Genomic DNA, 19,516 nt, shown 5'->3' with positions numbered 1-19,516 from the left:
CCCAAGCGACAGGGAGGCGGGATCGGCGACCGCGGCGCCGCCTTAAGGTGGCGGGGCGTTGACGGGTGGCGGGCTGCCTTCGGGCATGGTGGTCCCGCCTTCGGGCACGGTGGTCGCGCCCGCGCCGGGCGTCGCCGCCATGCCCGCCTCGCCGGCGGTCACAGGCGGCGGGGTGGTGCTCATGGCGCTCGCGTCGGAGGCGGGGACCGGCGGCATGGCGTCGGGCGCCTGGCCGGTGGCGTTGGCGGCTGCGGCCTCGGCCGCAGCGGGGTCTTCCGGCCTCTTGCAGGCGGTGACGGCGAGCGCGGTGGTGGCCAGCGCGACGAGGTAGAACAGCGGCCGCATGAGAGGCCCTCCCTGACTGAACGTGATCCAGGGGGTAACTGGCGGGAGGGGCCGGGGGTTCAACGCGTCGGTGAATCTTCTCCCCGAGGGGGCGCGGATGGCGGCCGGCGCCTGGCTGGCCGGCGACGAATGGTGGCTTTCGACGCAGCCCACGCCGGCCTAAACAGCGGCCATGGTCGCCCTGCCCGACGCCAAGCCCAGCAACTGGGTCGACGCCTATGCGCCGGCGGCGCTGCGGCCGTGGCTGAAGCTGGGCCGGTTCGACCGGCCGACGGGCATCTGGCTGCTGATGCTGCCGGGCTGGCAGGGCGTGGCGCTGGCCGCGGCGATGCAGGGGCGCTGGCCCGACCCGGCGATGCTGGTCCTGGTCTTCGCGGGGGCGGCCCTGATGCGGGCGGCGGGCTGCGCCTACAACGACATCGTCGACCGCGACATCGACGCGAAGGTGGCCCGCACCGCCGGCCGCCCGATCCCCTCCGGCCAGATCAGCGTGAAGCAGGCGTGGGCCTTCGTGGCGGCGTGCAGCCTGGCGGCGCTGGGCATCCTCGTGTGGCTGTCGCCGCTGGCGATCGGGCTGGGCGCGGCTTCGCTGGTGCTGGTCGCGGCCTATCCGTTCATGAAGCGGATCACCTGGTGGCCGCAGGCGTGGCTGGGGCTGACGTTCAACTGGGGGGTGCTGCTGGGCTTCGCCGCGGCCACGGGCGCGTCGGCGGCGTACGCGGCCTGGACATGGGCGACGCAGGGCTGGTTCCTGTGGGAGCCGGGCCTGCTCACCCTGCCGGCCCTCGTGCTCTACGCCTCCGGCGTCTGCTGGACCCTGGGCTACGACACCATCTACGCGATCCAGGACCTGGAGGACGACGCGCTGGCGGGGGTGAAGTCCTCCGCCCGGCGGCTGGGGCCCCGAGCGCCGCGGGCGGTGGCGCTCTTCTATCTCCTCACCCTGGCGTTCGCCTATCTGGCCGGGCTGGCGGCGGGCCTGGGCCTGGCGTTCTCCGTCGCCATGATCGCCTACGCCATCCACCTAGGCTGGCAGGCGCGCCAGGTGAAGGTGGACGACCCGGCCCTGGCGCTGCGGCTGTTCAAGTCCAACACCTGGGCGGGGCTGATCCTGGTCGTCGCGCTGGTCCTTGGCGGGCTCACGCCATAGCCGCCGGGGCGGGAAATTCGCCCGGTCACTGTTTTCATTCAGGCTGTCGCGTTACACTCACGGACATGCCCGCCGCCACCCGCGTCGCCCCCAAGGACTACTTCACCGCCGAGGAGTGGGCTCCGCTGGCTCGGAAGTCGGCGTGGAAGGGCCCGGCGCTGATCGCGCACGCCTGGATCGTGATCCTCGCGGCCGGTGCGGTGACGCTGTGGCAGCCGTGGCTGCTGCCGCTGGCGGTGATGGTCATCGGCGCGCGCCAGTTGGGCCTGGGCATCCTGATGCACGACGCCGCCCACAGCGCGCTGCACGGCGACATGAAGGTCAACGACTTCCTGGGCGACAAGCTGACGCCCGGCGGCCTGGCCGCCTACCGGCACTATCACCTGGGCCACCACAAGTACGCCCAGCAGTCGGAGGATCCGGACCTCGGCCTGTCGGCGCCGTTCCCGATCACCCGGCTCTCGCTGCGCCGCAAGCTGATCCGCGACCTCACCGGCCAGACCTACTACAAGCAGCGCTGGGCCAACCTGGTCGCGCGCCTGGGCGCCTGGCGGCTGGGCCAGCCGCTGTGGCCGATCCTCAAGGACGCCGTCGTCTCGCGCCGCCGGATGCTGCTGGGCATGGCCGTGACGATCGCGGTGACCGCGCCGTTCGGCTTCTGGTGGGCGTGGTTCGCCCTCTGGCTGCTGCCCCAGGCCACCTGGCTGCCGATGATCACGCGGCTGCGGAACATCGCCGAGCACGCCTGCGTGCCCAAGGACGAGCCGGACCCGCTGCGCCACGCGCGCACCACCCGCGCCAACCTGCTGGAGCGGATCTTCCTGGCCCCCTACTGGGTGAACTACCACTGCGAGCACCACATGTTCATGCATGTGCCCTGTTACAACCTGCCCAAGGCCCACCGCCTGCTGGCGGCGAAGGGCGTGCTGCCGCGCATGCTGACGGCGCCCAGCTACCTCGACGTCCTGCGCCAGGCGTCCTCCAAGCCGGCCAGCCAGGACAAGGGCGGCAACATCACCCCCGAGCAGCGCGGCGTGGTGCGGACGGTGATCCAGTAACGGCGCTGTCCTGCCGCTGCGACAGGACGCTAGCTTGGCCGGCGATGACCGCCGCCGCCGCGCCCCACCCACTGCTCACCGCCCCTGTCGCCTCGACGCTGGCGCGGCTGGCGGCGCCCAACCTCATGGGCATGCTGGCGACCACGGCGGTGTCCATCGCCGAGACCGCCTACATCGGCCGGCTCGGCCGTGAGCCGCTCGCGGCGGCGGCCCTGGTGCTGCCCCTGATCATGCTGATGGGGATGATGAGCGGCGGCGCGATGGCCGGCGGCGTGGCCTCGTCGATCAGCCGCGCCCTGGGCGCCGGCGACACCGAGCGCGCCGAGACCCTGGCGCGGCACGGCGCCTTGATCGCGCTCGCGGGAGGCCTGGTCTTCACCATAGCCCTCAGCCTGTTCGGGGCGCCGCTGTTCCACCTGCTGGGCGGTCGCGGCGAAATCCTGCGCCTGGCGACGCTCTATGGCGGCGTGGCCTTCTCCGTCTCGATCGCCGTCTGGCTGATCAATGTGCTGGCCGCGGTCCTGCGCGCCAGCGGCGACATGGTGCGGCCGTCGATCGTGATGATCTGCGGCGCCGTGCTCCAGATGGTCGTCGGCGGCTCGCTGTGCTTTGGCTGGGGCCCGGCACCGCGGCTCGGGCTGGTCGGGGTGGCCCTGGGCCAGGCCCTCACGACCATCCTGTCGCTCACCATCTTCATCGTGCTGCTGCGGGCGAAGGACGCGCGGGTGCGCCTGCGGTTCGGTGGGCCCCTGCATCGCTGGGCGTTCGACGATATCCTGCAGGTGGGCCTCCCGGCGCTGCTGTCGCCGGTGCAGACGGTCGGCGCGATCCTGATCCTCACCGCCATCGCCGCCCGGTTCGGGCCCGAGACCTTGGCCGGCTACGGCATCGGGTCGCGGCTGGAGTTCCTGCTGGTTCCCATCGCCTTCGCGGTGGGGGTCGCGGCCTTGCCGATGGTGGGCCTGGCGATCGGCGCGGGCGATGTCGCGCGGGCGCGGCGGGTGGCCTGGACCGCCGGCGGCATGGGCGGGCTGGGGCTCGGATCCATAGGGATCGTCCTGGCGCTGTGGCCTCAGCTCTGGGTGAGCGTCTTCACTCAGGATCCGGGCGTCTCGGCGGCCGCCCAGCTGTACCTTCGGTTTGCCGGTCCCGCGTTCATCTTCTTCGGGGTTAACCTCGCGCTCTATTTCGCCTCGCAGGGCGCGGGGCGGATCCTCGGGCCGCTGCTGGCGGGCACGTTGCGGCTGGTGGTGATCGCCGTAGGGGGCTGGCTTCTGGTGCGCGCCGACGCGCCGGACTGGACGCTGTTCGCGTTGGTCGCGGCCGGCATGGTCACCGCCGGCACAGCAACCGCGGCCTTCGTCGCGGCGACGCCATGGGGCCCGCGAGGCAGGCCTTCCCTCCCCTAATGGGGAGCGACAGATCGCCGAAGGCGATCAGGGTGGGGAAGTGTGGGCCAAACGCAGACGTCGGGGAGGATCTTGACTCCCCCACCCTGACCGCTTCGCGGTCTGTCCCTCCCCATTAAGGGAGGGAAGAGCGCTGCAGCTGCTTCGGCGCAGCCAGCCGCCAGCTGGTCTTCAGCCGCACCTCCACCAGATCCCAGTCCGCCCGTTCCAGGACGATCCCGACCCAGCCGGAGGGCCACAGGTAGGCCGGCTTGATGTAGGTCGCCGGATCGGCCTCCCACAGCATCTCCTGCTCGTCGCGGCCGGACGTCTTCACGCAGACCACGGTCATGCCATCGGCGTGATGGTCGTGGCGGAAGTAGGCGAACATCTTGCCGGCCACATCGAAGGCTGGGATCCCGTGGCTGACCCGCTCACCGGTCTCGGGCAGGGCCAGGCACAGGGCGCGGACGCGGGCTTCGACGGCGGTGGGGTCGGCGGCGAGCATGGCGGCAAGCTAGCCGGTCGGATAGAGACCGCCAATGATCCCGCCCGGCGAACGCCGCCAGTTCATCCTCGACAACACCCGCCGGCAACGACCGCCGCACACCCCGGAGCTGGAGCTCCACCTGGCCGACGAGGTCACGCCGATCTGGCGGCTGACCGAGGAGGCCCTGGAAGCGATCGGCCTGCCGCCGCCGTTCTGGGCCTTCGCCTGGGCGGGTGGCCAGGCGCTGGCCCGCTATGTGCTGGACAATCCGCAGGTGGTGGCCGGCAAGGCGGTGGTCGACTTCGCCTCGGGCTCCGGGATCGTCGGCATCGCCGCCGTCCGCGCCGGAGCCTCGCGCGTGCTGGCGGCCGACATCGACGGCTTCTGCGGCGCGGCGTTGGCGCTGAATGCCGAGGCCAACGGCGTGATCGTGGGCTTCACCGACGCCGACCTGCTGGACGCCCCGCCGCCGGCCTGGGCCGACCTCATCCTGGCCGGCGACATCTGCTACGAGAAGCCGCTGGCCGAGCGGGTCATGGCCTGGCTGGGCGCGGCGCGAGCCGCCGGCGCGACGGTGCTGATCGGCGACCCGGGCCGCAGCTATTTCCCGCGCCAAGGCCTGGTGAAGCTCGCCGAATACCAGGTGCCGACCACGCGGGAGCTGGAGGACATGGAGGTCAAGAAGACGGCGGTCTGGACTCTGCCCTGACCGCGCCCTAAGTTGGAACAAATATGGAACATAGAGATGGAACCAAGGTCTGCGCCGCCGGCGGGACCATCATGCGCCCCGTCTACGGCTTGCCCGGTGGGCGGAGTTTTCCACCCCGCCGGTCCGGCGGGAAACGAGCCGGCGGTGTGGAGCGAGGCGTAGGCGTGGAGTTCAGCCCGCTGCAACCTTTGCACTTGTAAGCTTGGCTGCGGCCTTGGGGGAGCGATGCGTACGATCCTGATGATTGCGGGACTGGTCCTTGCACTGGCCCACCCAGCGTTGGCCGCGGGGAAGCCCTGGGACTTCGTGGTGGGACCGACGACCACCGTCCAACCGTTGGGAGTTTCCGCCAAGCCGCGCTCCGTCTCCCTCGTCAGGGCCTTCGTCGACATGAGCGAAGGTCGAGAGTGGGCGACCTTGTACGACGGCGGCAGCATCGGAAGTGACGTGCTCGCTTGGAAGGGCAGCCGATCCGACGTGGCGACAACCGACTTGGCGCATGAATTTGCCGACGTCCTGGGCGCCTCGGGATTCTCAGATGGACCGAAGACACGACTCTTCGCAACGGACTCTGAGGCGGAGCTTCAGGTCGGGGTAGTCATTGGCAACCTCGCGGCACGGTTCTGCGCGGGATGCGGCCTGACCACGCCCGGCGATTACTTCAAAGGCCAAGTCTACATGACCGTGGAGTGGCAGGTCTTTTCACCGCTGGAGCGAAAGGTCGTCCTCACGGTTAAGACCGCCGGGGCATACGATGCGCCCAAGAGCCAGCCCGGGATGGCTCACATCCTGAACGGCGCGTTTCGCGAGAACGTGCGGCAGTTGCTGAACGCCGGCGAGTTCCGAGCGCTGATGGCGTCCGCTCCTGGCGCGGTCGCGGCGAGCTCCGCGAACCCAGCCGCCCTGGCTCCGTTGGCGCTAGCAGGCGCCGCCGCAAAGCCGCGCCCGATTCCAGAAGCCATGAAGTCGGTCGTCGCTGTGTTCGCGAACTCCGGGATGGGCAGTGGTTTCCTGGTCTCGGAGGATGGCTGCATCCTGACCAACCAGCACGTCGTCGGCGACGCGAAGTTTGTGAAGGTGAAGTGGTCGGACGGCGCTGAGTCCCTCGGCGAGGTGCTTCGCTCCGATCGCCGCAGGGACGTCGCCCTCGTGAAGACGGAACCCAGGCCGCACAGGGTTCTGGCCCTGCGGACGGACGCGCCGCCGCCACTAGGCGAGACGGTCTGGGCCATCGGCACGCCCCTCGACGAGAAGTACCAGAACACCCTGACCAAGGGCATCGTCTCAGGCCACAGGACGTTGGAGGGGCTGACCTACATCCAAAGCGACGTGGCCACCGACCACGGCAACTCCGGCGGGCCGCTCCTCGACGAACAAGGACGCGTCGTCGCGGTCGCCGTTGCGCGCGACGAGCGCGATGGCGTCGGTCACGACATCAACTTCTTCATTCCGATCGAGGACGCCCTGCGCGCACTGGGTCTCATCGTGCGCGCTCCGCCAGCGACGGCCGCCAACGGCGCCGCACGATAGGCGTCGCCGGAGCCTATCGGTGCGGCGGCCGCCCAGCCGGCCGCCTACTTGCCTGCCTTCATCGCCTCGGCCGCCTTGTTCAGGTCGGGCGCGTTGGGGGAGTTGAGCGAGACCGAGCCGGCCTGCATGCCTTCCTTCAGCGCCGCGGCGGCGCCCTCGTGGGACATGATCTTGCTCAGCACCGCTTCGCCGGCGCGCGTGAACACGTCGCGGTGCTCGACCACGTACTGGCGCGAGGTGCGGTAGCCTTCGAGCAGGCCCTGGATCTCGGGGATCACATAGCGCGCCACCAGCTCCCAGCTGCGGTTGGTGTTCTCGCGGTTGGCCCAGTCGTGGACGAAGCCCAGCACCACGCCGAACCCGCCCGCGGAATCGTGCAGTTTGCGGATCGCGGCGATCAGGTCGTCCGGCGTGCCGATCACCGCCGCCGCGCCATCGGCGAACGCCGTCAGGTCCACGGCCTCGTCCGGGCTCTTGAAGACGGGCGCGCCCGGCCGCATCAGGGTGCCGACGGTGTATTCGTTGTGCCAGTGCATCAGGCCCTGCCCGGCCTGGGCGCGAGCCTCCTCGCGGGTCTCGGCGATGTGCCAGCTCATCAGCACGCGCCAGTCCTTGCGGTCGATGGCCTTGCCGGACTTGGCGGCCGCCTGCTCGGCGAAGCCCCACTGGGTGGGGAGCGCCGCCAGGCCGGCGTTGGAGTTGGAGCCGATCGACAGCACGCCCATGCCGTACTTGCCGGCCAGCGTCATGCCCGACGGGCTGACCGAGGAGGCCGCGACCATCGGCATCTCTTCCTGCAGCGGGAACAGCTGCAGGCGGGCGTCCTGCAGGGTGAACCAGTCGCTCTTTTGCGTCACGCGCTCGCCCGCGAACAGGCGGCGGATCACGCCGATCGCCTCGTCCTGGCGGTCGCGCTGGGTCATCGGGTCGATCCCGAGCATATGGGCATCGGACGGCAACGCGCCGGGGCCGGTGCCGAAGATCACCCGCCCGCGGGTCTGGTGGTCCAGCTGGACCATGCGCTGGGCGATGGTGAAGGGGTGGTGGTAGGGCAGCGAAACCACGCCGGTGCCCAGGCGGATGTTCTCCGTCCGCTCGCCGACCGCGGCCAGCAAAAGCTCCGGCGAGGCGATCACCTCCCAGCCGGTGGAGTGGTGCTCGCCCACCCAGAACTCGTCGAAGCCCAGGGCGTCCAGGTGCGCGCCGAACTTGATGTCGTTGCGCATCTGCAGCATCGGGTGCTCGCCGATCGGATGGTGCGGGGCGAGGAATGCGCCGAATTTCATGCGGGCCATGGGGTCTCCGGAAGGCGGGCGTTGAAGAAGTTAGAGACGACTCTAACTGAATGCCGCAACGGCGCGCCTAGCTTTTTTTTCGACCGCAGGGAACGCGTCGGATTCGGCGCTCGCCATCGGTTGCTGGACGTCCGACTATGCGGGGCGCTCGGGAAGCGACGGAAGAGGAATGCCGATGACCTACGCACAGGGCCGCGTCATCAACGATGCCGACAGCCACATCATGGAGCTGCCGGACTTCCTGAAGGGCTATGCCGATCCCGGCATGGGCGACCGCGTGCCGACCTTCCCCGTCCCGACCGTGGGTGCGCTGGCGGTGCTGGACCCCGCGTCGGCCGCGGCCGGGCGCCATCCGCCCGAGAAGGTGGCCGAGCTGGTGGCGCTGGGCGACCGCCTGATCGCCGGTCCGAAGGGCCATGCGGCCCTCGGCGCCTTCGACCCCGAAGAACGCACCCTGGCGCTCGACCTCTTCGGCTTCCAGAGCCAGCTGGTGTTCCCCAGCTACTCCGCGGGCCCGGCCTTCGATCCCAGGCGGACGGTCGAGGAGCGCTACGCCGCGGCGCGGGCGCACAACCGCGCCATGGCCGACTTCTGTTCGCGCGACCGCCGGCTGTTCGGCGTCAGCCTGCTGCCGCTGGACGAGCCCGACCTCGCGCTGAAGGAACTGGAGCACATCGTCTCCCTGGGGCTGAAGGCCGCGTGGATCGCCCACCGCATCCCTGGCGATCGCTCGCCGGGCCACACCGACTTCGACCCGATCTGGGCGCGGATGGCGCGGGCGGGCATCCCGTTCCTGCTGCACGTGGCCGGCGCGCCGATCCAGGTCGACAAGCGCTGGTTCAACAACGGGCGCCCCGAGCCGAAGGACTTCATGGGCGCGGGCGAGAGTGTGCGCGGCAAGGACATGACCAGCCTGCACCACGCCGCCGAGACCTTCATTGGCGCCCTGGTGCTGGACGGCGTGCTGGAGCGGCATTCGACCCTGCGCGGCGGCGCGATCGAGCTGGGCGCCGGTTGGGTGCCGTCGATGCTGCGGCGTCTCGATTGGATCGCCGACATCTGGAAGAAGTCCGAGCCGGAGCTGGCGGCCCTGAAACGCCGGCCGTCGCAGCAGGTTATCGAGCAGCTGGCCTTCACCCCGTTCCCCTACGAGGACGTCGCCGCCCTGATCCGCGAGTCGGACCCGCGGCTCTACATGTTCTCCAGCGACTATCCGCACATCGAAGGCGGCCGCGCCCCCATCGCCAGGTTCGACGCGGCGCTGGCGGAGGCCGACGACAGCGCCAAGGATGCGTTCTTCGCCGGCAACTACGCGCGCCTGTTCGCGATGGCGTGAGGCGGTTGCGCAGGCACGTCCGTTTCTGACGCGGCGCGCCGCTAGCCTCGGCACATGTGGCTCTGCGAACCGCTGCCCTTCGACCCGCCGGACGCCGTCCCGCCGCCGATGGACCATGCGATCGGCGGCCACAAGCCGCGCCAGTACAGCAACGAGACCGCCCGCATCGTCCTGGCCCGCGCGGCCCGCGGCGAAACGATGAACGCCATCCTGGCCGTCCCCGGCATGCCGTGCCGCCCGTCGCACCCGCCACTGATCCTGCTAACCTGCGCCCCTCGCCGACCCGGAGCCCGCATGCGCCGTCGCACGTTCATCGCCAGCCTGCCCGCGGCCGCGCTCTCCGGGCCCTCTTTCGCCACCGCACGGGCCGAGAACCCCAACCGCGACCGGCCGGACGTGCGCATGGGCGATCGGGTGGACGGGGCCACCTGGGCCGGGCGCTCGGCGGTGTGGGGGACGCACGGCGCGGCGGCGACCGCGCATCCGCTGGCGAGCCTGACCGCCATCGAGATCCTGAAGGCCGGTGGGTCAGCGGCAGACGCGGCGATCGCGGCCAACGCGGTGCTGGGCTTTGGCGAGCCGATCGCCTGCGGCATCGGCGGCGACTGCTTCGTGCTGTTGTGGGACCCGAAGGCCGGGAAGGTCGTGGGTCTGAACGGGTCGGGCCGCAGCCCGCGGGGGCTTTCGCTGGAGACGGTGCGCCAGCGGGCGACACCTGCGGGGCTGATCCCGTCGCACGGCGCGATCTCGGTCAGCGTGCCGGGCTGCGTGGACGCCTGGGCGAGCCTGCACCAGCGCTATGGGAAGCTTGCGTGGAAGGACCTGTTCCAGCCGGCGATCCGGGCCTGCGAGGAGGGTTATCCGGTCATCCAGAACACCGCCTTCTACCTCGCCGCCTCGCAGCGCAACTTCAACAAGCCGGACGCCGGCATCGAGGAGGTGGCGAACTTCAACGCGCTGTGGGCGCCTGACGGCAGGACGCCGCGGGAGGGCGACCTGTTCGCGAACCCGCAGCTAGGCCGCACCTACCGGCTCATCGCCGAGGGCGGCGGGCGGGCCTTCTACGAGGGCGAGATCGCGCAGACCCTCGAACGCTACTTCAAGCGGATCGGCGGCTGGATGACCAAGGCCGATCTCGCGGCCCACAGGAGCGAGTGGGTGGAGCCGGTGAGCGTCAACTACCGCGGCGTCGACGTCTGGGGCCTGCCGCCCAACAGCCAGGGCGTGGTGACGCTGCAGATCCTGAAGATGATGGAGCGGTTCGACATCGCCGGCATGGGCTTCCAGTCGGCGGCGGCGCTGCACCATTCCATCGAGGCCAAGCGCCTGGCCTTCGAGGACCGGGCCCGCTTCTACGCCGACCCGACGTTCTACAAGCAGCCGACCGAATGGCTGGTCTCCAAGGACTACGCCGTCCAGCGGGCGAAGCTGATCCGCCCGGACCGGATCATGCCCATGGCCTATCCGGGCCAGGCGCCGGCGCACGGGGACACCACCTACTTCACCGTCGCCGACCAGGACGGGATGATGGTGTCGATCATCCAGTCCAACTACCGCGGCATGGGCTCGGGCCTGATGCCGGACGGGCTGGGCTTCATGCTGCAGGACCGCGGCGAGCTGTTCGCGCTGACGGACGGCCACCCGAACCTCTATGCGCCGGGCAAGCGGCCGTTCCAGACCATCATCCCGGGGTTTGCGACGCAGGACGGCAAGCCGCTGCTCAGCTTCGGCGTGATGGGCGGCGACATGCAGCCCCAGGGCCAGGCGCAGATCATCTCCAACCTGGTCGACTTCAAGCTGGGCCTGCAGGAGGCCGGCGACAGCCCGCGCTGGCATCACGAGGGCGGCAGCGAGCCCACCGGCGAGGACCTGGGCGCCATCGGCTGGCTCAATCTGGAGAGCGGCGTGCCGGCCGCGACGCAGGCCGCCCTGGCCAAGCTCGGCTGGCCCATGAAGGCCGCGCCCGGCGGCTATGGCGGCTACCAGGCCATCCAGGCCCACCCCGGTCGCTACGCCGCCGCCACCGAGATGCGCAAGGATGGCGTGGCGCTGGCCTACTGAGCCACAGGAAAGCCGGCAGGCCTCCGCCGGGTCGACTGAGCGCCTAGCGCACGCCCGGTGGAAAGACCTCGGGGAATTCCAGCTTCGTCACATCGTACCCGAAGCGGCCGACGCGGGCGGTCAGTTCGGCCACCCTCTCTCGCGTCGGGCGCGGCTCACGTGTGTAGATGTTGATCAGCTTGAGGTCAGGCGTCGCCTGGACGAACCAGTCTTCACCGTGGTCCAGCATCCAGTATTCGCGGGCGACGGGGATGAAGCCGAACAGCCGGTAACTGACATGGACCTTGTTGTTCTGGCCGGGGTTCAGGATCCTTAGCGGACCGGCGACCACCTTTTCCTTGCCGGCCGGCGAGCCTGCGCGGCAGGCGTCGCGTTCGATCAGGCGCCCGTTCTCGCGCAGATAGTCCGTGTAGCCGGCGACGCAGCCGTCGGTCAGCCTCATCGGCGTGCGACCGATCTCGTACCAGCGGCCGGCGAAGAAGGTCTCCGCCGCCACCGCTCGCGCCGGCTCGGGCGCTCGGACCCTGGACGACTTGGCCATGGTGGCGCAGCCGGCGAGCAACAGAAGGCCGCCAATGGCGGCCGCGACGGGGAGGACTTTCATCCCGGCGCAACCCCGCGGCGTCGAGACGGTTCCGCGGGCAGATTGACGGCCGCGGCGCCGGGCGCAAAATCGCGCCGCGACAACGGCGGAGTAGACGGTATGACCCAGGACGAGATGCGCGACATCGTCCTCAGCTTTCCCGGCGCCGAGGAAGGCGTGAGCTATGGCCGTCCCTCGTTCAAGGTGAACGGCAAGTTCTTCACCCGGCTGCGCCACGAGGACGACAGCGTGGTGCTGTTCGACGTGCCGCACGACGAGCGCGAGATGCTGATGGAGGCCGAGCCGGAGACCTTCCATTTCACCGCCCACTACAAGGACTATCCCAGCGTGCTGGCGCGGATCGCCACCCTGCACCCCGGCTCGTTCCGCGCCTTCCTCGAGCGCCGCTTCCGCAAGGTCGCCAAGAAGTCGGCGATCAAGGCGTGGGAGGTTGAGCGTTAGCGATCGCGCGATTGCGGGTGTGACAGCTGGCGGCTCCCGGGCGTCTAGGCGGCCCCCAATCGCACCCAATCCGCCGATTCGAGCGCATAGGGCGCGAACAGGAAATCTCGGATCTCCGAAATCTGGTCATCGCGCCAGTCGATCAGCACGAAGTGCGCCGGCTTCTCCATCGCGCCAGCTTCGAAAACCAGCATGGCCGGACTGCCTTCGACAGCACCGAGAGAGAACCTCCATTTCGTCTCTTCGGCGTAACGGGTGAAATAGGGGACGATTCTGTCGCGTCCTTCCCACTTGAGCCGGTTTACCAGTTCAAGCTTCACGTCGTCGGCAAGCATCGCTCGGATCGCTTCGAAGTCACCCAGGCGGAACAGGTCGACAAAGGTCGCCATTTTCTGCCGGGCCGCCTCGGGCATGAGCGGCAACCGCGTGTCCACGGGCGTCTGCGCGAGGCGCCGCAGCGAGTTACGACCGCGTTGAAGAGCCGATTTGGCGGCCGCGCCCGTACAATCGGCGATGTCCGCGACCTCTTCGATCGAATGACCGAGCACATCCTTGAGGATCACCGCACAGCGCTGAAGCTCAGGCAGTTGCAGGAAGGTGTGAAAGCTGATCGCGACGACATCCGCTTCGGGCAGGCGCGCAGCCGCGATGTTGTCGGTGAGCGGTAGGACCGTGTTCCGGGACCTGCGGCGAAGCAGGTCGAGGCTCGTATTGTGGGCGATGCGAAACAGCCAGCCCTCGAAATTGGCCACCCTGGCGCCTTCAGCGCGTGCGCTTAGCGCTTTGACCAGGGCATCCTGCAACACGTCCTCGCCATCGACCGTCGATCCCGTCATGCGGGCGCAGTAGCGATGAAGGCGCGGCCTGAGGGCGGCCAGCCGATCCTCGAATTCGTCGGCGCTCATGTCGCGGGACCCGCTTGCCTCCGCTCCGCCAGCGACAGGGCGGAGATGTCGAGGAGGATCGTCGCCAAGGCGGCCGGCTGCGACAGGAAGGGCGAATGACTACTCTCCAGTGTGTGCGTGATCGTCGCGCCGCCGATCGTGCCGTCGACCGTGGCGATCATGTGGTCCTGGCCGGTCAACGGGACAGCACGGTCCTGCGTGGTGCGGATGTAATGGCGCGGGACGGCGCCGAATCGACCAGGCGTGATTGCGGATGGGGTCAGGGCGCCGCCGTTCGGTTCGTCGCAGTGCAACTGGGACGCCGCCTGGGCAAAGTCCGCATCGGTCACATCCGCATAGAACGACGCCTTCAGGAGCGACTTGTAGGCCGCGTCGGCGGGACCGGGGTTGATCCGCGTCGCGCCGATCGCAGCGGGATCGCCCACGAACAGTCCAGTCGACAGCGCCGAGGACATGGCTTCATGCGGAAGCATCGCGAGCAACGACAGGCCGGGCGGGACCATGAACCCAGCAAGATAGACGATCGCGGCAAGCCGTTCGGGAACCTGTTCAGCAACCGCCGAGATGGTCATCCCGCCGGCCGAGTGCCCGACCAGCACGACGTTGCCCTCGCTGAGCGACGCCCCTTCGTTCACCAACGCGACAACCGCCTGTGTGCGCTCGTCCTGGGTCACGTCGGCGACAGGGGAGGGTTCGGTGGCGAACGCGGCAGGGGCGAACGGGCGGGCCCCAAGCGACTTCGGCGCAATCGCATTTGCCCCGGCGCCCGGAAGATCGAGCGTAAGGACCGAATGGCCCTGAGCTTCAAGGATCGGCGTGACCTTGTCCCAGCTCGATCGGTTGTGCCAACCGCCGTGGACGAGGACATAAGCTGCTTTGGGTGTCGACATTGTCGATCCTGCTTCGTGCGATTTCATCATTGCGGCCGATGCAGACGGCCGCTGCGGATCGGCTCAGACTTCCCGGGTGTCGAAGACGAAGATTTGGACGCCCGTATCATCGGGGGCGTACAGTTGGCGGTCCGCCGCGGTCGCGCGACCCTCCGGGCTGGCGAAAGCCCTTTGCATCGCCTCAAGATCATCGAAATGCACGGTCCCGATCAGGTAGACATCGGTTGGCCCGGCCAAGACCGAAATGGGACCGGAGCTGACCTCATATTTCCTGAAACCTGGCATCGCTTTGGCCAGGGGTATGTGCGTCTCGAAATAATGCTTTTCGAACGCTTCGACGTCAGCCGGCCTTCTGTAGATGGCGACGAGTCCAGCCATTGCAGCCCCTCCTTGTGCAAACGGACACAACCAAGGACGAAACCGCGGGCGGAAACGGATCGGGGCTTCGAAAAATCTCTTGAGAAGCCATCCGAATGAGCCGGGAAAGCCTAGGCGGGCCAGAGGTGCGGCAGCTTGGCCGCCAGCCAGCGGGCCAGGTGGGCGTTGACCTCGAGGGGCTTCTCCTGCGCCATCCAGTGGCCGCTCTCCACCACCGCTTCCGAGAGGTCGGCGCAGTTGGCCTTCATCGGCCGGGCCAGGGGCGCGTCGTCGACCGTGTAGCAGGTGTAGTCCCAGGCGGCGTGGAGGAAGAGCGCGGGCATCGCCAGGCGCGGCTTGGCGCGCGCGGCGAAGGCCATGTTGGCCTTCCCGTTCATGTACCAGCTGTCGGGGCCGAAGAAGCCGTTGCGGGCCAGGGACTCGGCGTAGGTGTCCTCGTCCGCCTGAGTGATCACCTCTTCGTCGCGCGGCGCGTCGGGCAGAGCCGCCCCGCCGAACCCGCCGTTGGCGCGGACGAAGGCCGAGCCGGACGGCTTTCCCTTGCCCTCGGGACTGCCGCGCCGGAACGCCAGCTTCACGAAGGCCCGCGGGTTCGCGTCCAGGCCGGCGGCGGCGGCCTCGAAGTTCTCCTCATAGGCCAGCATGTAGTCCCACTGCGCCGCCGGCAGGGTGTCCTCCGGATAGAGGTTGCGGTCGGCAAGCGCGATGAGCGTCTCGGGGGCGTAGCCCTCGGGCACATAGGGGACGCAGAGCGCCGCGACCCCGTGGGTGCGCTCGGGGTGCTGCTGGGCGAGGCTCCAGGCCACCGGCGCGCCCCAGTCGTGGCCGACCCAGATGGCCTTCTCGGCGCCAAGGTGGTCGAGCAGTTCGATCACGTCGGCGACGGCGTGCTCGAGCCCATAGTCCTCCTGGCGGCCATAGACCGACGAGCGCCCGTAGCCGCGCATGTCCGGGGCGACGGCATGGAAGCCGAGCCCGCCGAACACCGGCAGCTGGTGGCGCCACGAGATCGACAGCTCGGGCCAGCCGTGCGTGAAGATCATCGGCACGCCATCTTCCGGACCGCTGGCGAGGTAGAAGCTCCGGTGCCGGGCGCTCTTGGCGAATTTCTCACGGATCGCTTGGGTCAAAATTCATCCTCGATGGAAGAGCGGAAGTTCTCGAAGACCTCGCGCAGTTTCTGGTCCGGCTCGAGCTCGGGCTCGGTCTCCTCCGGCTCTGGCGCGTTGGACGCCATGAGCCTGCCGACCACGGCGCCGTGCTGGACGAGCAGCAGCTCCTCGCCGGCCGGGAGGTCGGTGAGCAGGGCGGCCACGCGCGGCGGCAGGTCGTCGAGATCGAGACGGGCCATGTTCCGGTCCTTTGGGGGTCCGATCCTAGACCCCATCCGGCGCCGCAGGTAAACCGCGACATGGCTTACCGCTCCCTGCGCGAATTCATGGCGAAACTCGAGGCGGCCGGGGAACTGGTGCGGGTGACAGAGCCGGTCTCCAGCCAACTGGAGATGACCGAGATCCAGCGCCGGCTGCTGCGCGACGGCGGGCCGGCGGTGCTGTTCGAGAACGTCCTGCGCGCCGACGGCGAGCGGTCGGCCATGCCCTGCCTGGTCAATCTGTTCGGGACGGTGAAGCGGGTGGCCATGGGCGTAACGCTCGACGGCAAGGAACGCACCACCGCCGGCGAACTGCGCGAGGTGGGCGAGCTGCTGGCGTTCCTGCGCCAGCCCGAGCCGCCGCGGGGCCTGAAGGACGCCATGGACATGCTGCCCTTGGCCCGCACGGTGATGAGCATGCGACCGCAGGTGCGCAAGCGCGCGCCGGTGCAGGAGGTGGTCTGGACGGGCGACCAGATCGACCTGACCAAGCTCCCCATCCAGGGCTGCTGGCCGGGCGAGCCGGCGCCGCTGATCACTTGGCCGCTGGTGGTCACCAAGGGCCCGTCCGAGAGCCGCGAGGACGACTACAACCTGGGCATCTACCGCATGCAGGTGGTGGGCAAGGATCGCACCATCATGCGCTGGCTGGCCCACCGCGGCGGCGCCCAGCACCACCGCCGCTGGAAGGCCGCCGGCAAGCCCGACGCCCTGCCCGCCTGCGCCGTGATCGGCGCCGACCCCGGCACGATCCTGGCCGCCGTGACGCCGGTGCCCGACACGCTCTCGGAATACCAGTTCGCCGGCCTGCTGCGCGGCGCCAAGCTGGACCTGGTCCCCGCCAAGACCGTCCCCCTGATGGTGCCGGCCCAGGCGGAGATCGTCATCGAGGGCCTGGTCCACCTGGACGACTACGCCGACGAAGGGCCGTACGGCGATCACACCGGCTACTACAACTCGGTCGAGAAGTTCCCGGTGTTCCAGGTGACCGCGATCACCATGCGCAAGGACCCGATCTACCTGACCACCTTCACGGGCCGGCCGCCGGACGAGCCCTCTGTGCTGGGCGAAGCGTTGAACGAAGTGTTCATCCCGCTGCTGCAGCAGCAGTTTCCGGAAATCGTCGACTTCTGGCTGCCGCCGGAGGGGTGCAGCTACCGGATCGCCGTGGTGTCGATGAAGAAGGCCTACGCCGGTCACGCCAAGCGGGTGATGATGGGCGTCTGGAGCTATCTGCGGCAGTTCATGTACACCAAGTGGGTGATCGTGGTGGACGCCGACATCAACGCCCGCGACTGGAAGGACGTGATGTGGGCGATCTCCACGCGCATGGACCCGGCGCGCGACATCACCGTCATTGAGAACACCCCCATCGACTACCTGGACTTCGCCTCGCCGGAGAGCGGGCTGGGGTCGAAGATCGGTCTGGACGCCACCGACAAGTGGCCGCCGGAAACACATCGTGAGTGGGGCCAGGTGCTGGGCATGGACGAGGCCACGATCGCGGCGGTGAGCGAGAAGTGGGCTAGGCTGGGCCTGCCGGGCGACGGCCGGCCGGTGGACTAAGAGGCTGCCCATGGATCCCAAGGACGCCGTCCACGCCGCCGCCCTATGGGCCGGGCTGCATCTGATCCTGCTCCTGGTGCTGTCGGTGCTGGTCACGCGCCAGCGGCGGCGCCACCGGATCGAGGTCGGGGACGGGGGCGTGCCGGCCCTGGCCCAGGCCATCCGGGCGTTCGGCAACGCCTCCGAGCACGTGCCGGCGGCGCTGGCGGGGCTGGCGATCCTGGCGCTCGCCGGGGCGCCGCCGCTGTTGATTCATCCGATCGGGCTGGTGCTGTTCGTGGGTCGCGTGCTGCACGGCATCGGCCTGTCGCGCTCGACGGCCGCGACCTGGGTGCGTGCGGCCGGAGCGGTCGGGACCTGGATCGCCTACATCGCCATGGCCGCGGCGCTCCTGTTCTACGCCATCCCGTAGGGTCTCTTTCCGGCGGACGCCCTCAGGCCGCCGCGGAAGACTGGCCGGAGGCTTGGCGAAGCGTCGCCTTTCGGGTGGCGGCGCGCTTTTCCTTGGCGCGTTCCAGTCGGGCGTGACGGCGTTCCCCGTCCTCGGCTTCGAGGGCTGGGAGCAGACCTTCCGCGGCCACGCGCTGCTTCTCGTCGCCGTGCTCCATGAGGCGGCGCGCATTGGCGAGCAGGTTGGCCACTTCCTCGTCGCTCAACGTCGGGATTCGTTCCAGCAGACTCATGGGCGCTCCGGCTTCCGCAGGCGCTCAACGAACGGCGCCTGGGAAGATAGCGTCCGGGCAGGCAGCTAGTTGCGTGATTCGGTTCACAAATTTCCGGGAACCAAAGCCTCGGTCGCGGCTTGCCGCCCTGCGGCCTTGCGCGCGAGGCCTCGCCCCTCTAAACGGCCCGCTTAACCTGCAGTTCTGACCTGATGCGGCGGCGCATTCGATCCGCGCCGGCGCCTGCGCGCGAGACACATGCCCAAACGCACCGACATTTCCTCGATCCTGATCATCGGCGCGGGGCCGATCGTCATCGGGCAAGCCTGCGAGTTCGATTACTCCGGCGTGCAGGCCTGCAAGGCGCTGCGGGCCGAGGGCTACCGCATCGTGCTGGTGAATTCCAACCCGGCCACGATCATGACTGATCCGGACGTGGCCGACGCCACCTACATCGAGCCGATCACGCCCGAGATGGTCGAGAAGATCATCGCCAAGGAGCGGCCGGACGCCCTGCTCCCCACCATGGGCGGGCAGACGGCGCTGAACACCGCGCTGGCGCTCGAGGCCTCTGGGGCCCTTGCGAAGTATGGCGTGGAGATGATCGGCGCGCGGGCCGAGGTGATCGACAAGGCCGAGGACCGCCAGAAATTCCGCGACGCGATGGACAAGATCGGCCTGGAAAGCCCCAAGTCCAAGGCCGCCCACACCATGGACGAGGCCCTGGAGGGCCTGGAGTTCGTGGGCCTGCCGGCGATCGTCCGCCCGTCCTTCACCCTGGCCGGCACCGGCGGCGGCATCGCTTATAACCTCGAAGAGTTCCGCGAGATCGTGGAGCGCGGCCTCGACCTGTCGCCCACCACCGAGGTGCTGATCGAGGAGAGCGTCCTGGGCTGGAAGGAGTACGAGATGGAGGTCGTCCGCGACAAGGCGGACAACTGCATCATCGTCTGCTCCATCGAGAACATCGACCCGATGGGCGTGCACACCGGCGACTCGATCACCGTCGCCCCGGCGCTGACCCTGACCGACAAGGAATACCAGTGGATGCGCCGCGCCTCGATCGCGGTGCTGCGCGAGATCGGCGTCGAGACCGGCGGCTCCAACGTGCAGTTCGCGGTCAACCCGGCCGACGGGCGCATGGTGGTCATCGAGATGAACCCGCGGGTGTCGCGCTCCTCGGCGCTGGCCTCCAAGGCCACCGGCTTCCCGATCGCCAAGGTCGCCGCCCGCCTGGCCGTCGGTTACACCCTGGACGAGTTGATGAACGACATCACCGGCGCCACGCCGGCCTCGTTCGAACCCTCCATCGACTACGTGGTCACCAAGATCCCGC

21 protein-coding genes are annotated in these 19,516 nt (G+C 69.2%); 11 read left to right on the top strand and 10 right to left on the bottom strand.

The window, feature by feature from the left end; genetic code table 11:
* Positions 1 to 42: 42 nt before the first annotated feature.
* Complete coding sequence (locus tag QZV94_RS02660; protein ID WP_293676253.1) at positions 43 to 345, bottom strand: hypothetical protein; 303 nt, start codon at positions 343 to 345, stop codon at positions 43 to 45.
* A 172-nt stretch (positions 346 to 517) separates the two neighbouring features.
* Between QZV94_RS02660 and ubiA the strand changes: the two genes are divergently transcribed.
* The 3 genes from ubiA to QZV94_RS02645 all read left to right on the top strand — a co-directional run bounded on the left by ubiA (position 518) and on the right by QZV94_RS02645 (position 3,962).
* Entirely contained in the window at positions 518 to 1,495 is a 978-nt protein-coding gene (ubiA, locus tag QZV94_RS02655) for a 4-hydroxybenzoate octaprenyltransferase (protein ID WP_293676252.1), read from the top strand.
* A 65-nt stretch (positions 1,496 to 1,560) separates the two neighbouring features.
* Positions 1,561 to 2,553, top strand: coding sequence for a fatty acid desaturase family protein (locus QZV94_RS02650; protein ID WP_293676251.1), 993 nt, complete (start codon positions 1,561 to 1,563; stop codon positions 2,551 to 2,553).
* Between the two features lie 44 nt (positions 2,554 to 2,597).
* Entirely contained in the window at positions 2,598 to 3,962 is a 1,365-nt protein-coding gene (locus tag QZV94_RS02645; protein WP_293676250.1) for an MATE family efflux transporter, read from the top strand.
* A 115-nt stretch (positions 3,963 to 4,077) separates the two neighbouring features.
* Here the strand turns inward: QZV94_RS02645 and QZV94_RS02640 are convergent, their stop codons facing one another.
* Positions 4,078 to 4,449 carry an MmcQ/YjbR family DNA-binding protein gene (locus QZV94_RS02640; protein WP_293676249.1) on the bottom strand — a complete coding sequence of 124 codons (372 nt, stop codon included), beginning with the start codon at positions 4,447 to 4,449 and terminating at the stop codon, positions 4,078 to 4,080.
* Between the two features lie 34 nt (positions 4,450 to 4,483).
* Here QZV94_RS02640 and QZV94_RS02635 point away from each other — a divergent pair, with 34 nt between their 5' ends.
* Positions 4,484 to 5,140, top strand: a complete 657-nt coding sequence (locus QZV94_RS02635) for a methyltransferase (protein ID WP_293676248.1) — start codon at positions 4,484 to 4,486, stop codon at positions 5,138 to 5,140.
* A 225-nt stretch (positions 5,141 to 5,365) separates the two neighbouring features.
* A complete protein-coding gene (locus tag QZV94_RS02630; RefSeq protein ID WP_293676247.1) occupies positions 5,366 to 6,670 on the top strand; it encodes a trypsin-like peptidase domain-containing protein in 1,305 nt (434 codons plus the stop codon).
* Positions 6,671 to 6,714: 44 nt separating this feature from the next.
* On the opposite strand, the gene QZV94_RS02625 is transcribed toward QZV94_RS02630, so the two are convergent.
* On the bottom strand, positions 6,715 to 7,965 hold the full coding sequence (locus QZV94_RS02625) for an LLM class flavin-dependent oxidoreductase (RefSeq protein WP_293676246.1): 1,251 nt from the start codon (positions 7,963 to 7,965) through the stop codon (positions 6,715 to 6,717).
* 175 nt (positions 7,966 to 8,140) lie between these two features.
* Here QZV94_RS02625 and QZV94_RS02620 point away from each other — a divergent pair, with 175 nt between their 5' ends.
* Together QZV94_RS02620 and QZV94_RS02615 are read left to right on the top strand one after the other, a co-directional pair.
* Positions 8,141 to 9,301, top strand: coding sequence for an amidohydrolase family protein (locus QZV94_RS02620; RefSeq protein WP_293676245.1), 1,161 nt, complete (start codon positions 8,141 to 8,143; stop codon positions 9,299 to 9,301).
* Positions 9,302 to 9,355: 54 nt separating this feature from the next.
* Positions 9,356 to 11,362: a gamma-glutamyltransferase family protein gene (locus tag QZV94_RS02615; protein ID WP_293676244.1), complete on the top strand. Its 2,007-nt coding sequence runs from the start codon at positions 9,356 to 9,358 to the stop codon at positions 11,360 to 11,362.
* Positions 11,363 to 11,405: 43 nt separating this feature from the next.
* Here QZV94_RS02615 and QZV94_RS02610 read toward each other — a convergent pair whose 3' ends face one another.
* Entirely contained in the window at positions 11,406 to 11,966 is a 561-nt protein-coding gene (locus tag QZV94_RS02610) for a lipocalin family protein (RefSeq protein WP_293676243.1), read from the bottom strand.
* Positions 11,967 to 12,065: 99 nt separating this feature from the next.
* On the opposite strand from QZV94_RS02610, the gene QZV94_RS02605 reads away from it, so the two are divergent.
* Positions 12,066 to 12,407: an MmcQ/YjbR family DNA-binding protein gene (locus tag QZV94_RS02605; protein WP_293676242.1), complete on the top strand. Its 342-nt coding sequence runs from the start codon at positions 12,066 to 12,068 to the stop codon at positions 12,405 to 12,407.
* Positions 12,408 to 12,451: 44 nt separating this feature from the next.
* Here QZV94_RS02605 and QZV94_RS02600 read toward each other — a convergent pair whose 3' ends face one another.
* The 5 genes from QZV94_RS02600 to QZV94_RS02580 form a co-directional block, all read right to left on the bottom strand.
* Positions 12,452 to 13,312 carry a sigma-70 family RNA polymerase sigma factor gene (locus QZV94_RS02600; protein ID WP_293676241.1) on the bottom strand — a complete coding sequence of 287 codons (861 nt, stop codon included), beginning with the start codon at positions 13,310 to 13,312 and terminating at the stop codon, positions 12,452 to 12,454.
* A complete protein-coding gene (locus tag QZV94_RS02595; protein ID WP_293676240.1) occupies positions 13,309 to 14,202 on the bottom strand; it encodes an alpha/beta fold hydrolase in 894 nt (297 codons plus the stop codon). The genes QZV94_RS02600 and QZV94_RS02595 overlap by 4 nt, the downstream gene beginning before the upstream one ends.
* 63 nt (positions 14,203 to 14,265) lie before the next feature.
* Positions 14,266 to 14,580 carry an EthD family reductase gene (locus QZV94_RS02590; protein ID WP_293676239.1) on the bottom strand — a complete coding sequence of 105 codons (315 nt, stop codon included), beginning with the start codon at positions 14,578 to 14,580 and terminating at the stop codon, positions 14,266 to 14,268.
* Between the two features lie 110 nt (positions 14,581 to 14,690).
* Positions 14,691 to 15,710 (bottom strand): alpha/beta hydrolase, encoded by a 1,020-nt coding sequence (locus tag QZV94_RS02585; protein ID WP_293676238.1) that lies wholly within the window; start codon positions 15,708 to 15,710, stop codon positions 14,691 to 14,693.
* The gene (locus QZV94_RS02580) at positions 15,707 to 15,931 is read right to left on the bottom strand and encodes a hypothetical protein (RefSeq protein WP_293676237.1); all 225 of its coding nucleotides are present in this window, start codon (positions 15,929 to 15,931) and stop codon (positions 15,707 to 15,709) included. The genes QZV94_RS02585 and QZV94_RS02580 overlap by 4 nt, the downstream gene beginning before the upstream one ends.
* Before the next feature lie 60 nt (positions 15,932 to 15,991).
* On the opposite strand from QZV94_RS02580, the gene QZV94_RS02575 reads away from it, so the two are divergent.
* On the top strand, positions 15,992 to 17,518 hold the full coding sequence (locus QZV94_RS02575; protein ID WP_293676236.1) for a UbiD family decarboxylase: 1,527 nt from the start codon (positions 15,992 to 15,994) through the stop codon (positions 17,516 to 17,518).
* A 10-nt stretch (positions 17,519 to 17,528) separates the two neighbouring features.
* Positions 17,529 to 17,930 carry an MAPEG family protein gene (locus QZV94_RS02570; RefSeq protein WP_293676235.1) on the top strand — a complete coding sequence of 134 codons (402 nt, stop codon included), beginning with the start codon at positions 17,529 to 17,531 and terminating at the stop codon, positions 17,928 to 17,930.
* Between the two features lie 22 nt (positions 17,931 to 17,952).
* Here the strand turns inward: QZV94_RS02570 and QZV94_RS02565 are convergent, their stop codons facing one another.
* Positions 17,953 to 18,201, bottom strand: coding sequence for a hypothetical protein (locus tag QZV94_RS02565; protein WP_293676234.1), 249 nt, complete (start codon positions 18,199 to 18,201; stop codon positions 17,953 to 17,955).
* A gap of 237 nt (positions 18,202 to 18,438) precedes the next feature.
* Here QZV94_RS02565 and carB point away from each other — a divergent pair.
* Positions 18,439 to 19,516, top strand: a 1,078-nt coding sequence (carB, locus tag QZV94_RS02560; RefSeq protein WP_293676233.1) for a carbamoyl-phosphate synthase large subunit, incomplete at its 3' end; no start/stop codon positions are given.

The organism is uncultured Phenylobacterium sp. (assembly GCF_902826855.1).
Taxonomy (GTDB): domain Bacteria; phylum Pseudomonadota; class Alphaproteobacteria; order Caulobacterales; family Caulobacteraceae; genus Phenylobacterium.
Note: the sequence above shows the minus strand (reverse complement) of the source record. Positions and strands in the feature narration are given on the sequence as shown.